Source organism: Kitasatospora sp. NPDC057965 (genome assembly GCF_042887135.1).
GTDB lineage: Bacteria > Actinomycetota > Actinomycetes > Streptomycetales > Streptomycetaceae > Kitasatospora.
This window is the reverse complement of the sequence record NZ_JBHVPZ010000019.1, coordinates 42,508-55,608: the sequence shown is the minus strand read 5'-3', so window position 1 is coordinate 55,608 and position 13,101 is coordinate 42,508. Positions and strand designations below refer to the sequence as shown.

General features: G+C 72.5%; 10 protein-coding genes. All 10 read right to left on the bottom strand.

Annotation, left to right across the window (positions count from 1 at the left end; genetic code table 11):
- Nucleotides 1-20: 20 nt before the first annotated feature.
- The 10 genes from prfA to ACFVVU_RS24385 all read right to left on the bottom strand — a co-directional run bounded on the left by prfA (nucleotide 21) and on the right by ACFVVU_RS24385 (nucleotide 13,096).
- The gene (prfA, locus tag ACFVVU_RS24430) at nucleotides 21-1,097 is read right to left on the bottom strand and encodes a peptide chain release factor 1 (RefSeq protein ID WP_355371306.1); all 1,077 of its coding nucleotides are present in this window, start codon (nucleotides 1,095-1,097) and stop codon (nucleotides 21-23) included.
- Between the two features lie 136 nt (nucleotides 1,098-1,233).
- A complete protein-coding gene (gene rpmE, locus ACFVVU_RS24425) occupies nucleotides 1,234-1,455 on the bottom strand; it encodes a 50S ribosomal protein L31 (protein WP_030057539.1) in 222 nt (73 codons plus the stop codon).
- Between the two features lie 159 nt (nucleotides 1,456-1,614).
- The gene (locus ACFVVU_RS24420; protein ID WP_387792205.1) at nucleotides 1,615-2,718 is read right to left on the bottom strand and encodes an LCP family protein; all 1,104 of its coding nucleotides are present in this window, start codon (nucleotides 2,716-2,718) and stop codon (nucleotides 1,615-1,617) included.
- A gap of 139 nt (nucleotides 2,719-2,857) precedes the next feature.
- Complete coding sequence (gene rho, locus ACFVVU_RS24415) at nucleotides 2,858-4,936, bottom strand: transcription termination factor Rho (protein WP_387792203.1); 2,079 nt, start codon at nucleotides 4,934-4,936, stop codon at nucleotides 2,858-2,860.
- 579 nt (nucleotides 4,937-5,515) lie between these two features.
- Complete coding sequence (gene thrB / locus ACFVVU_RS24410; protein WP_380684808.1) at nucleotides 5,516-6,451, bottom strand: homoserine kinase; 936 nt, start codon at nucleotides 6,449-6,451, stop codon at nucleotides 5,516-5,518.
- A 357-nt stretch (nucleotides 6,452-6,808) separates the two neighbouring features.
- Nucleotides 6,809-7,954: a threonine synthase gene (thrC, locus tag ACFVVU_RS24405; RefSeq protein WP_387792296.1), complete on the bottom strand. Its 1,146-nt coding sequence runs from the start codon at nucleotides 7,952-7,954 to the stop codon at nucleotides 6,809-6,811.
- Between the two features lie 9 nt (nucleotides 7,955-7,963).
- Nucleotides 7,964-9,256, bottom strand: a complete 1,293-nt coding sequence (locus tag ACFVVU_RS24400) for a homoserine dehydrogenase (RefSeq protein ID WP_380684806.1) — start codon at nucleotides 9,254-9,256, stop codon at nucleotides 7,964-7,966.
- A 136-nt stretch (nucleotides 9,257-9,392) separates the two neighbouring features.
- Nucleotides 9,393-10,787: a diaminopimelate decarboxylase gene (lysA, locus tag ACFVVU_RS24395; RefSeq protein ID WP_380684805.1), complete on the bottom strand. Its 1,395-nt coding sequence runs from the start codon at nucleotides 10,785-10,787 to the stop codon at nucleotides 9,393-9,395.
- Between the two features lie 87 nt (nucleotides 10,788-10,874).
- Nucleotides 10,875-12,536: an arginine--tRNA ligase gene (argS, locus tag ACFVVU_RS24390; RefSeq protein WP_380684804.1), complete on the bottom strand. Its 1,662-nt coding sequence runs from the start codon at nucleotides 12,534-12,536 to the stop codon at nucleotides 10,875-10,877.
- A gap of 74 nt (nucleotides 12,537-12,610) precedes the next feature.
- A complete protein-coding gene (locus ACFVVU_RS24385; protein ID WP_387792199.1) occupies nucleotides 12,611-13,096 on the bottom strand; it encodes a response regulator in 486 nt (161 codons plus the stop codon).
- Nucleotides 13,097-13,101 lie beyond the last annotated feature (5 nt).

Sequence of the window (13,101 nt, the reverse complement as noted above, 5' to 3'; positions counted from 1 at the left end):
CGGGCTCGCTGCCGCCGGTGTCAGTTCTGTTGGGCCGCGGCGAGCTTGGCCGCGGCGTCCGCGTCGACGCAGGACTGGATGACGGGGTTCAGTTCGCCGTCCAGCACCTGGTCCAGGTTGTAGGACTTGAAGCCCGTACGGTGGTCCGAGATGCGGTTCTCCGGGTAGTTGTACGTCCGGATCCGCTCGGAGCGGTCCACCGTGCGGACCTGGCTGCGGCGCGCGTCCGAGGCCTCCCGCTCGGCCTCCTCCTGCGCGGCGGCCAGCAGCCGCGAACGCAGGATGCGCATCGCCTGCTCCTTGTTCTGCAGCTGGCTCTTCTCGTTCTGGCAGGACGCCACGATACCGGTCGGCAGGTGGGTGATCCGGACCGCGGAGTCGGTGGTGTTGACCGACTGGCCGCCGGGGCCGGAGGAGCGGTACACGTCGATCCGCAGGTCGTTGGCGAGGATCTCGACCTCGACCTCCTCGGCCTCGGGGGTGACCAGCACGCCCGCCGCGGAGGTGTGGATGCGGCCCTGCGACTCGGTGGCGGGCACGCGCTGCACGCGGTGCACGCCGCCCTCGTACTTGAGCCGGGCCCAGACGCCCTGGCCGGGCTCCGCGTTGCCCTTGGTCTTCACGGCGACCGAGACGTCCTTGTACCCGCCGAGGTCGGACTCGTTGGAGTCGATGATCTCGGTCTTCCAGCCGATCCGCTCGGCGAAGCGCAGGTACATCCGGAGCAGGTCGCCGGCGAACAGCGCGGACTCCTCGCCGCCCTCGCCCGCCTTGATCTCCAGGATGACGTCCTTGTCGTCGCTCGGGTCGCGCGGGACGAGCAGCAGCCGCAGCTCCTCGGTCAGCTCCTCGCGGCGGGCCTCGCCGTCCTTCACCTCGGAGAGGAACTCCGGGTCCTCGGCGGCGAGTTCGCGGGCGGCCTCGATGTCGTCACCGGCCTGCCGCCACTGCCGGTAGACCCGGGTGATGGGGGTCAGCTCGGCGTACCGCTTGGCCAGCTTGCGGGCGTTGGCCTGGTCGGCGTGGACGGACGGGTCGGCCAGCCTCGCTTCGAGGTCGGCGTGCTCGACGAGGAGCTCTTCGACTGCCTCGAACATGGGGTGGCCTTCTTCCCGGGGATCGTCGTGCAAGGGGGGTGGGTGCGCGGAGGTGCGGGGGGACGCGAACGGCGCCGGTCCCCAGCGCCCCCGGAAACGAGTTCGGGGGCACCGGGAGACCGGCGCCGAGGGAGCGCTAGGCCTTCGCGCTGTGCTGCTTGCCGAAGCGGGCCTCGAAGCGGGCCACGCGGCCACCGGTGTCGAGGATCTTCTGCTTGCCGGTGTAGAACGGGTGGCACTGCGAGCAGACCTCGGCGCGGATCTCGCCACTGGTCTCGGTCGAGCGGGTGGTGAACTCGGCACCGCAGGTGCAGGTCACGCGGGTGACCACGTACTCGGGGTGAACGTTGGGCTTCAAGGGGTTCTCCTAGTGTTCGGGAGGGCACCGGGTCGGCGGCTGGAATGCCGCACGTGAACCGGGACCGACGGTCCAGTCTGCCAGGACCGGCCGCTTCTTCCCAAACCGGGGGGCGCCGCGGGATATTCCGGGCCGCCCGGAGGCGCCCGGCGGGCGCGTTCAGGGGCGCTTGGCGGGCGCCTTCGCCGGGGCCGTGGCGGGCGCGGTGGGGGTGGCCTGGGCGGGGTTCTGCGGCTGGCCGGCGACCACCGCCCGCGGCACCGGCGCATCGGCCTTGAGGGCCGCCCAGAGCTGGTCCGCCTGCGGCTGCTGCTGGACCACCCGGTCCCGGTCGGTCGGGGCGGGCTCCACCGGCAGGGTGACCATGGAGAGCTGGTCCGGGCCGATCCCCTTGAGCTCCTGGGCCAGGGCGACCAGCGAGTTGACCGAGGCGAGCGCGGAGTCGGTGGTGATCGAGCGGGTCAGGGTGTCGCCGACGGACCAGAGCTTGACCGGGTTGGTCAGCAGTCCGATCCCGCCGGCCTGCTGGAGCAGCGAGCGGACCATCTGCTTCTGCAGTTCGATCCGGCCGAGGTCGCTGCCGTCGCCCACGCCGTGCCGGGTGCGGACGAAGGCGAGCGCCTGCCGGCCGTCCAGGTGGTGCTCGCCGGCCGGCAGGTCCAGGCCGCTGTCCTTGTCGTGGATGGCCACCGTGGTGGTCACGGTGGCCCCGCCTATCGCGTCCACCAGCCGGGCGAAGCCGTCGAAGTCCACCTCGACGTAGTGGTCCATCCGCAGCCCGCTGAGCTGTTCCACGGTCTTCACCGCGCAGGCCGCGCCGCCGCTCTCGTAGGCGCTGTTGAACATCGCGCGCTTGGCGGCCGGCACCGCCTTGCCCTTGGCGTCGGTGCACTCGGGGCGCGGGACGAGCGTGTCGCGCGGGATGGACACCACGTCGGCGCGGGAGTGGTCCTGGTTGACGTGCAGCACCATCGCGGTGTCCGAGCGGGCGGTGCCGCCGGTGTCGCCGCCGGCGAGGCCGGCGTTGTTGCCGGAGCGCGAGTCGGAGCCGAGCACCAGCACGTTGAAGGAACCGTCGACGGCGGCCGCCGGGCGGGCGGTGCCGAGCCGCGCGTCGATGTCGACGCTCTTGAGGTTGCCGTCCAGCCGCAGGTACGCGTACCCGGCGGCCCCGGCGCCGAGGACGGTGAGCGCGGCGACGGCGCACGCGACCGCGCGCAGCAGCTTGCGACGGCGGCTCGGGACCCTCTTGTGTTCGGCCATACGGCCCAGAGTAAATCGGACAAGATGCCAAAAAGGGCTCAAGATGTCGCGAGTCTGGAACAAACCGGACCGGAACGGCAGCGGGCCCCGGACCGCTCGCGCGGTCCGGGGCCCGGGTGCTTCGACGCGTCCTGCCGCGTCAGTCGCCCGACCCGGGGGTCGTCTTGGCGATCTGCATCAGGAACTCGGCGTTGCTCTTGGTCTGCTTCATCTTGTCCAGCAGCAGCTCGATCGCCTGCTGCGAGTCGAGCGCGTGCAGCACCCGGCGCAGCTTCCAGACGATGGCGAGCTCCTCGCCGCCGAGCAGGATCTCCTCCTTGCGGGTGCTGGAGGCGTCCACGTCCACGGCCGGGAAGATGCGCTTGTCCGAGAGCTTCCGGTCGAGCTTGAGCTCCATGTTGCCGGTGCCCTTGAACTCCTCGAAGATCACCTCGTCCATCCGCGAGCCGGTCTCGACCAGCGCGGTGGCCAGGATGGTCAGCGAGCCGCCGTTCTCGATGTTGCGCGCGGCACCGAAGAACTTCTTCGGCGGGTAGAGCGCGGTCGAGTCGACACCACCGGACAGGATGCGGCCGGAGGCCGGCGCCGCCAGGTTGTAGGCACGGCCCAGACGGGTGATCGAGTCCAGCAGGATCACCACGTCGTGGCCCAGCTCCACCAGGCGCTTGGCGCGCTCGATGGCCAGCTCGGCGACGGTGGTGTGGTCCTCCGCCGGGCGGTCGAAGGTCGAGGAGATGACCTCGCCCTTCACCGACCGCTGCATGTCGGTGACCTCTTCCGGACGCTCGTCGACCAGGACGACCATCAGGTGGCACTCGGGGTTGTTGTGGGTGATCGCGTTGGCGACCGCCTGCAGCACCATCGTCTTGCCGGTCTTCGGCGGCGCGACGATCAGACCGCGCTGGCCCTTGCCGATCGGCGACACCAGGTCGATGATCCGGGTGGTCAGCACACCCGGGTCGGTCTCCAGGCGCAGTCGCTCCTGCGGGTACAGCGGGGTCAGCTTGTTGAACTCGGGGCGGCCGCGGCCGCTCTCCGGGTCCATGCCGTTGACGGAGTCCAGCCGCACCATGGCGTTGAACTTCTCGCGGCGCTCGCCCTCGCGCGGCTGGCGCACCGCACCGGTGATGGCGTCGCCCTTGCGCAGGCCGTTCTTGCGGACCTGGGCGAGCGAGACGTAGACGTCGTTCTGGCCCGGCAGGTAGCCGGAGGTGCGCACGAACGCGTAGTTGTCGAGGATGTCGAGGATGCCCGCGACCGGGATCAGGACGTCGTCCTCGCCGATCTGCGGCTCGGTGCCGGTGGTCTCGAAGCCCTCGCGGCGGCCGCGGCCCCGGCGGTCGCGGTAGCGGCCACGGCGGCCGCGGCGGCCGTCACCGTACTCGTCGTCGTCGAAGCCGGCCTGCTGCTGAGCCTGCGGCTGCTGGGCCTGCTGGCCGCCCTGGCGGCCCTGGCCCTCGCCCTGCGCGCCCTGCTGCTGGGTCTGGCGCTCGGCGCGGTCACGGCGGTTGCGGCGGTCGCGACGCGACTCGCGCCCCTCGCCGTCCTGGCCGGCCTGGGCCTCGGTGGCGGTCTCCTGCCGGCCCTCGCGCTCGCCGCCCTCGCGGCGGTCGCGGCGCTCCCGGCGGTCGCGGCGGGTCTCGCGACCCTCCTCGCGGCCCTCGAAGGCGCGGGCGCCCTCGGTGCGGGTCTCGGCCGGCTTGGCCTCGGTCACCACGGCGGCGGGCGCCTCGGCGGCGGTCTCGGCGGCCGGGGCGCCGGCGGCCGAGGTGGCCCGGCGGCGGGTGCGCTCGGTGCGGGCCGGCGCGGCGGTCTCGGCGGCGGCCTGGACCGGGATCTCGATCTGGGCCTGCGCCTCGGCGGCGGAGGCCTCGGCCCGGGCGGCGGCGGCCTTGCTGGTGCGGCGGGCCGGCTTCTCGGCCGGCTCGGCGGTCTCGGTCTTGGCGGCGCGCTTGGCGGCCGGAGCGGCGGTGGCGCCGGCGAGCAGCGGGTCGCCGCCGCTCTTCTCCTTGATGGTTTCGATCAGCTGGCTCTTGCGCATGCGCCCGGTACCGGTGATGCCCAGGTCCGCGGCGAGCTTCTGCAGCTCGGCCAGGACCATGCCGTCCAGGCCCGCGGCGGCGGTACGACGGCGCCGCGCCGGGGCCGCGGGGGCGGCGGCGGCGTCCGACGCCTCGGCGTCCGGGCGCGCGCCCATCAGATCGGTGGTGTCGCTCACTAAGGGTCCTTCCCTGGAGCGGACGTCGGCCTGTCTGGCTCGGCGACCGGTTGTGCTGTCCTGACCAACGCTCGACTGCGTCGGTCCGAGGCGGTGATCCCCCGAATGGCGCTGGGTGCCGTTCGGGAGAGAGCTGCGAGGTGCGGTGCTTGAAGCACGGTGGTGCTGAGTGGCGTGGTGGGACGGTCGAGTGTCGACCCTCCCCCGGCCGCCGGCCGGGAGGTGCCCCCACGCTGCCTGCGAATCCCGGGCCCCCGTCGCGTGACGGTGGCCCGCGCTCCGCCCGTCCTGGCCTCGGGTGGGAGGCCGCGGGTGGGAGTCAGGTGCCGTCACGGCTTCGGGATGCGGCCGCAAGTCGCGCAGGCAGGCTGCGTACGCGCTGCGGTGGGCTCCCGGAGAATCGTCGCCCCGTGCATCGCCGGGACTCCGCTGGTGCGGAGTGCTGGGATCGGGACGCGGCGCACCGAGCCCCGGAGGGCACCTGGTGCAGCAATGAGGTTAACACTACCGACCCCCTCAGACATTCCCCAGCCTTGCGCTTGCCAATCGTGTCCGGACGGCCCGGCCCGGACGGCGTGCTCAGACGTCGAGCGGGAGCACCGCGGCGCCGGTCCGGTCGAGTTCGAGCCGGTGCGCGGCGAACGCCGGGCCGTCGGCGCCGTGGCCGTCGGCGAAGTCCAGGACCTTCTGCACGCCCGCCTCGTCGGTGAGCGCGAGCACGGTCGGGCCGGCGCCGGAGATCACCGCGGGCACGCCCTCGGCGCGCAGCGCGGCCACCAGCGCGGCGCTGTCCGGCATCGCGGAGGCCCGGTAGTCCTGGTGGATCCGGTCCTCGGTGGCGGTCAGCAGCAGGTCCGGCCGCCGGGTCAGCGCCTCGACCAGCAGCGCGGACCGGCCGGCGTTGGCGGCGGCGTCGGCCAGCGGGACGGTCTTCGGCAGCAGGCCGCGGGCGGTCTCGGTGAGCACCTCGGTGCCCGGCACGAACACCACCGGGACGACCTCGGCGGACGGCTCCAGGGCGATCGCCCTGGCGGTGTCCTCCTCGGTCCACGCCACGGTGAAGTTGCCGCGCAGACAGGCCGCCACGTTGTCCGGGTGGCCCTCCAGCTCGGAGGCGAGGGCCAGCAGGGCGTCGTCGTCCAGGGCGGACGGGCCGCCGATGGTGACGGCGCGGGCGGCGACGATGCCGGCGCAGATGGCGGCGGACGAGGAGCCCAGGCCGCGGCCGTGCGGTATCCGGTTGGCACAGACCACTTCGAGGCCGCGCGGCTGGCCGCCGAGGCGGTCGAAGGCGGCGCGCATCGAGCGGACCAGCAGGTGGCGCTCGTCGCGCGGGAGCGTGTCGGCGCCCTCGCCGGCGATGTCGACGGAGAGCCCGGAGTCGGCGACCCGGACGACCACGTCGTCGTACAGACCCAGCGCGAGTCCGAAGGCGTCGAAACCCGGACCGAGGTTGGCGCTGGTCGCGGGAACCCGGACCCGGACGGCGGCGGCACGGAACGCAGGACCGGCCATGCGGTGGACTCTCCTGGGGAAATCGGGCGGCGCGAAGCGCGTCGGTGCGAGGGTGGGGAGCGGGCCTCGGGCCCCGGCCGGGGCGAACGGTCACAGTCGGTGGTGCGGCCCGCGAAGGGGCCGGACCCGGGGCATGTGCCACACGGCCGGACCCAGAGTATCGAAGAGAGGTTCCACAGCGGTACACCCCGTGGGCCTTCGATCTGGTGTGTTGCCGGTTCTGGCCGGAATGCATGCGGGAATCGGATCGGAATGCGCCGGTAAATTGACACAAAAGTGTCAGTCGAGAACGCAAACCGGGCCGACCCCCGAAAGGGTCGGCCCGGGTGGGGGCCTGGCCCCCGTGGCGGTGGGGGGCTAGTCGAGCAGGCCCAGGCGCCGGGCGGCGGCCTCGGGGTCGACCGGGACGATCTGCGGCTGCGGCGCGCCGGCCACCGCCCAGTCCGGGTCCTTGAGGCCGTTGCCGGTCACCGTGCAGACGATCCGCTGGCCCGGGTCGACCAGGCCGGCCTCCGCCTTGGCCAGCAGTCCGGCCACCGAGGCGGCCGAGGCGGGCTCCACGAAGACGCCCTCCTGGGAGGCCAACAGCCGGTACGCGGAGAGGATCTGACGGTCGGTCACCTTGTCGATAAGACCGCCCGACTCGTCCCGCGCGGCGAGCGCGTAGTCCCAGGAGGCCGGGTTGCCGATCCGGATCGCGGTGGCGATGGTCTGCGGCCGCAGCACCGGGGCGCCGTCGACGATCGGGGCCGAGCCGGACGCCTGGAAGCCCCACATCCGCGGGGTGCGGGTGGCCGGGCCGGGGAGGATGCGGCGCGAAGCGCCTCCGTCAAGGGTGGCGGCGGGAGACGGGCGGGAGTACTCGCGGTAGCCCTTCCAGTAGGCGGTGATGTTGCCCGCGTTGCCGACCGGCAGCACGTGGATGTCCGGAGCGTCGCCGAGCATGTCGACGATCTCGAAGGCGGCGGTCTTCTGGCCCTCGATCCGGACCGGGTTCACCGAGTTGACCAGCGCCACCGGGTACTTCTCGGACAGTTCACGCGCAAGGGTGAGGCAGTCGTCGAAGTTCCCGTCCACCTGGAGGATCTTCGCGCCGTGCACCAGCGCCTGGCCCATCTTGCCCAGGGCGATCTTGCCCTGCGGGACGAGCACCGCCGACACCATCCGCGCCCGCACCGCGTACGCGGCGGCGGAGGCCGAGGTGTTGCCGGTGGAGGCGCAGATGACGGCCTGGGCGCCGTCCTCCTTCGCCTTGGAGATGGCCATCGTCATGCCGCGGTCCTTGAAGGACCCGGTCGGGTTGGCGCCCTCGACCTTGAGGTAGACCTCGCAGCCGGTGCGCTCGGAGAGCACCTGGGCGGGGACCAGCGGGGTGCCGCCCTCCAGCAGGGTGACCACCGGGGTGGCCGCGCTGACCGGCAGGCGGTCCCGGTACTCCTCGATCAGACCACGCCACTGGTGGGTGTGGGTGCCACGGGCGGCGTTCTCGGCAACGCTGCTCATCATCTGTTCCTATTCCCCTTCGACCCGCATGATGCTGGCCACGTCGCGCACGCTGTCGAGTGCGCGGAGCTTGTCCACCGTCGCCGACAGCGCGGCGTCGGTGGCGCGGTGGGTGACCACGACGAGCGAGGCGTCGCCGTCGCGGCCCTGCTGGCGCACGGTGTCGATGGAGACGCCGTGCTCGGCGAAGACGGAGGCGACCTGGGCGAGCACGCCCGCCCGGTCGTCGACGTCCAGGCTGACGTGGTAGCGGGTGACGACCTCGTCCATCGGCTTGGCCGGCAGCCTGGTGTACACCGAGTCGCCGGGGCCGGTGGCACCGGCGAGCTTGTTGCGGCACACCGCGACGAGGTCGCCGAGGACCGCGGAGGCGGTCGGCGCGCCGCCCGCGCCCGGGCCGTAGAACATCAGCCGGCCGGCCGCCTCGGCCTCCACGAACACCGCGTTGTACGCCTCGCGGACCGAGGCCAGCGGGTGCGACAGCGGGATCATCGCCGGGTGGACGCGCGCGGTGACCGACTCGCCGTCGGCGGCCCGCTCGCAGATCGCCAGCAGCTTCACCACGCAGCCCATCGCCTTGGCGGAGGCGATGTCGGCGGCGGTCACCTCGGTGAGGCCCTCGCGGTAGACGTCCGCCGCGGTCACCTTGGTGTGGAAGGCGATGCCGGCCAGGATCGCGGCCTTGGCGGCGGCGTCGAAGCCCTCCACGTCGGCGGTGGGGTCGGCCTCGGCGTAACCGAGCGCGGTGGCCTCCTCCAGCGCCTCCGAGTACCCGGCGCCGGTGGAGTCCATCTTGTCGAGGATGAAGTTGGTGGTGCCGTTGACGATGCCCAGCACCCGGTTGACCCGGTCGCCGGCCAGCGACTCGCGCAGCGGGCGCAGCAGCGGGATCGCGCCGGCCACCGCGGCCTCGTAGTACAGGTCCACCCCGGCCTCGGCGGCCGCCGCGTGCAGCTCGGTGCCGTCCTTGGCCAGCAGCGCCTTGTTGGCGCTGACCACCGAGGCGCCCTGCCGGAACGCCGACAGGATGAGGTGTTTGGACGGCTCGATGCCGCCCACGACCTCGATCACCACGTCGATGTCGCCCCGGTTGACCAGCGCCTCGGCATCGGTGGTGAGCAGGTGCTCGGGCACCCCCGGGCGGGGGCGGCCCGCCCGGCGGACCGCGATGCCGGCGAGCTCGACCGGCGCGCCGATGCGCGCGGCGAGGTCGGCGGCGTCTGTCGTCATGATGCGCGCCACCTCGGAGCCCACCACACCACAGCCCAGCAACGCCACCTTCAGCGGCCGCGTACGCATCATCCGACTCCGCTCATTCATCGTGCTTCGGTCGTTCCGGCGGGATTTTCGGGGGCCCGCCGGACTTTCGGTCCCTGCCAGTCTCCGGGACTTTCCGTACGGATCTACGGTCGTTCCATGATCTGAGACAAGGATTTCGTCATCCGATATCGAGACGCAGGAGATCCTCCTCCGTCTCGCGCCGGACGATCACCCGGGCCGCACCGTCCTGGACGGCGAGCACGGGGGGCTTGAGGGCGTGGTTGTAGTTGCTCGCCATGGAGCGGCAGTACGCGCCGGTGGCGGGCACCGCGACGAGGTCGCCGGGGGCGAGGTCGGCCGGCAGGAAGGCGTCCCGGACGACGATGTCGCCGGACTCGCAGTGCTTGCCGACCACCCGGACCAGCATCGGCTCGGCCTCGCTGGTGCGCGACACCAGGGCCACCGAGTACTCGGCGTCGTACAGCGCGGTGCGGATGTTGTCGGACATCCCGCCGTCCACGCTGACGTAGGTGCGCAGGCCCTCCAGCGGCTTGACGGTGCCGACCTCGTACAGGGTGAACGCGGTCGGGCCGACGATCGCCCGGCCCGGCTCCACGCTCAGCCGGGGGGCGGTGAGGTTCGCGGCGGCGCACTCGCGGCGCACGATCTCGGCCAGCGCGGCGGCGATCTCGGCCGGCTCGCGCGGGTCGTCCTCGCTGGTGTAGGCGATGCCCAGGCCGCCGCCGAGGTCGATCTCGGGCAGCTCGACGCCGTGCTCGTCGCGGATCGACGCCAGCAGGCCGACCACCCGGCGGGCGGCCACCTCGAAGCCGGCGGTGTCGAAGATCTGCGAGCCGATGTGCGAGTGGATGCCGCGCAGTTCCAGGCTCGCGCCGTGCGCCAGCACCCGGCGGACCGCCTCGGCGGCCGCTCCCCCGGTCAGCGACAGGCCGAACTTCTGGTCCTCGTGCGCGGTGGCGATGAACTCGTGGGTGTGTGCCTCGACGCCGACGGTGATCCGGATCAGCACCGGCTGGCGCACGCCCTGGTGGCCGGCGATGGCCGCCAGGCGCTCGATCTCCTCGTAGGAGTCGACCACGATGTGCCCGACCCCGGTCTTCACCGCGTGTTCGAGCTCGTCCACCGACTTGTTGTTGCCGTGCAGCGCGATCCGCTCCGGCGGCATCCCGGCGGCCAGTGCCACGGCCAGCTCGCCCGGGCTGCAGACGTCGAGGTTGAGGCCCTCCTCGTGCAGCCAGCGCACGACCGCCTTGGAGAGGAAGGCCTTGCCCGCGTAGAAGACGTCGGCGTCCGCGCCGAACGCCTCGCGCCAGGCGCGGGCCCGGGCCCGGAAGTCGGCCTCGTCCATGACGTAGGCCGGGGTGCCGAACTCGGCGGCCAGCCGCTTGACGTCGACGCCGCCGACGGTGACCACGCCCTCGGCGTCACGGGTGACGGTCCGGGACCAGACCTTGGGGTCGAGCGCGTTCAGGTCGCTCGGCGGCGCCTGGTAGTGGCCCTCGGGCAGCACGTCGCCGTGCCGGGGACCTGCGGGGTGTGCGGAGCGAGACATGTCGTTGGTTCCCTCGACCTATGGCGAGGGGCGGCGACGGTCCCCGTTGACCGTCCGCCGCCCCCGCTGTGCACATGGGGGTGGTGCCTACATCCGCTCGGGCGCCGAGACGCCCAGCAGCGTCAGGCCGTTCGCGACGACCGTGCGTGTCGCGTCGGCGAGCCAGAGCCGGGCGCGCGTGAGGTCGGTGACCTCCTCGTCGCCCCGCGGCAGGATGCGGCAGTTGTCGTAGAAGCGGTGGTACTTGGCCGCGAGGTCCTCCAGGTACGTCGCGACGCGGTGCGGCTCGCGCAGCTCTCCGGCCGAGGCCAGCACGCGCGGGAACTCACCGAGGTGACCGAGCAGGTCGGACTCCCACTCGGTGGCCAGCAGCTCCGGTTTGAAGTCCTCGGCCGCGCCGCGCGAGACGCCGTGCTCGTCGGCGTTGCGCTGGACCGCGCACATCCGCGAGTGGGCGTACTGGACGTAGTACACCCGGTTCTCGTTGGTCTGGCTGGTCAGGATGTTGATGTCGAGCGTGATGGTGGAGTCGGTGGAGGAGCGCGCCAGGGTGTAGCGGGCCGCGTCCACGCCGATCCACTCGACGACGTCGTCGATCGTGATGATGTTGCCGGCCCGCTTGGACATGCGGACCTCTTCGCCGTCGCGAAGCATCTTCACGAACTGGCCGATCTTGACCTCGATGTTGTGGTTCATGTCGTCGCCCGCGCAGGCCGCGATGGCCTTGAGGCGGTTGACGTAGCCGTGGTGGTCGGCGCCCAGCATGTAGAGCGCGACCTCGGTGCCGCGGTCCCGCTTGGACAGGTAGTAGGCGGCGTCGGCGGCGAAGTAGGTGGTGTCGCCGTCGGCCTTGACCAGGACGCGGTCCTTGTCGTCGCCGAAGTCGGTGGTGCGCAGCCAGACGGCGCCGTCCTGCTCGAAGACGTGGCCCTGCTCGCGCAGCCGCTCGATGGCCGTGCCGACGGCGCCCGAGTCGTGCAGCGACTTCTCCGAGAACCAGACGTCGAAGTGGGTGCCGAACTCGTCCATCGAGCGCTTGATCTCGGCGACCATGAGCTTCAGGCCCTCGGCGCGGAAGACCTGGAGCTGCTCGTCCTCGGACTTCTCCAGCAGGCCCGGGACGGCCTCGGTGATCGCCTTGGCGATGTCGACGATGTACTCGCCGACGTAGCCGCCCTCCGGCACCTCGCGGCCGTTCGCGGCGGCCTGCAGCGAGCCGGCGAACTTGCTGATCTGCACGCCGGCGTCGTTGAGGTAGTACTCGGTGGTGACGTCGGCGCCGCAGGCCCGCAGCACGCGCGCCAGCGAGTCGCCGACGGCCGCCCAGCGCACGCCGCCGATGTGGATCGGGCCGGTCGGGTTGGCGGAGACGAACTCCAGGTTGATCTTCAGACCGGCGAGGTCCCCGTTGCGGCCGTAGGCCTCGCCCGCCTCGACGATGGTGCGCGCCAGCGCGCCCGCGGTGGCGGTGTCCAGGGTGATGTTCAGGAAGCCCGGGCCGGCGATGTCGACCTTGGCGACGCCGGTGATCCCTCGCAGGCGGTCGGCCAGCACCTCGGCAACGGCTCGCGGCGGCCGGCCGGCCGACTTCGCGAGCTGGAGGGCCACGTTGGTCGCGTAGTCGCCGTGGTCCCTGTTCTTGGGCCGCTCGACCGTCACGTGCTCGGGCACGGCGACGGCCAGCTCGCCCGCCTCGACGGCGGCGCTCACTGCGGCCTGGACTGCCTGGGAAAGCTCTGCGGGGGTCACGACGCCAAGCGTAGGCGAGAGGGGGAGTGCGCCCGCCACCCGGTTTACCGGTTGAGACGTCCGGCCCCCGGCGCTCAGCCCCGATCGCTCGGATCTGTTCGCTGAGGGCGAAACCCGCCCTGCGCCTCGTCGGCCGCCCCGTCGGCCGAGCGGGCGGCCGCCCCGCCGCCTGTCGCGTCCCCCCGGCCGAGCTCGACCAGCCGGCGCACCAGCGCCACCAGGTCCGCCGGGTCGAAGGGCTTGCCCAGGTAGCCGTCCACCCCGACCGACTCCCCCCGGTCCAGGTCGGCCGGAGTGCAGGCGCTCACGATCGCGATCGGCAGCAGCCTGGTCCCCGGCGCCGCCCGCAGCCGGGCCGCCGTCCGCAGGCCGTCCAGTCGCGGCATCATCACGTCCAGCGTCACCACGTCGGGCTTCACCCGGCGGACCACCTCCAGGCACTCGGCGCCGTCGGCGGCGGTCACCACCTCGAAGCCCTCGAGCTCCAGGTTGACCCTGATCAGCTGGCGGATCACCTCGCTGTCGTCCACCACGAGGACCCGCCCGGACACTCCCGACACCTCAC